General features: G+C 67.1%; 2 protein-coding genes. Both read right to left on the bottom strand.

Annotated features, from left to right (window positions below; all coding sequences use genetic code 11):
* A partial coding sequence (locus AACY45_RS28775) for an MFS transporter (RefSeq protein WP_339548873.1) occupies positions 1-215 on the bottom strand: 215 nt, incomplete at its 3' end.
* The coding region (locus tag AACY45_RS28770) for an SDR family oxidoreductase (RefSeq protein ID WP_445261245.1) at positions 212-435 on the bottom strand (224 nt) is incomplete at its 5' end. The genes AACY45_RS28770 and AACY45_RS28775, both read right to left, overlap by 4 nt.

The following is a 435-nucleotide window of genomic DNA, read 5'->3' as shown; positions in this document are numbered from 1 at the left end:
ACCAGCGGATCGACAAACGCCTCGACCACCAACGCCGCCATGATCGCCACGCCCACCAGCCCGGCGGGCAAGCCGATCACCTGATTGTAGAACAGCAGCAGGAAGGTCGCGAAGCCACTGTCCTTCACCCCATAAGCGATCGAACCGAGCCCGAACGACCAACGGCTACGCGCGCCGAGGCGTCGCGCCGCCGGGATCGCGAGCGGCGCGGTCACGCGGTAAACGCCTCAAGGCTGGAGAAGAGCGACGGCGTCTTCGGGTCCCAGCTATGCCGCGGGCCGATCGTCATGCCGCCATCGACGACGATATGCGTACCGGTAACAAAAGCTGCGTCCGCGCTGGCCAGATAGGCGACGGCGGGGCGATGTCGTCGGCGGTGCCCGCGCGCTGCAAGGGCTGCGCGTGCGCTGCGACCTGTTCGATCATGCCATTGGC

The sequence above is a fragment of the Pseudomonas sp. RA_35y_Pfl2_P32 genome (assembly GCF_963970735.1).
Classification (GTDB): domain Bacteria; phylum Pseudomonadota; class Gammaproteobacteria; order Pseudomonadales; family Pseudomonadaceae; genus Aquipseudomonas.
The sequence above is the reverse complement of the archived record's forward strand: the minus strand, read 5'-3'. Positions and strand labels throughout refer to the sequence as shown.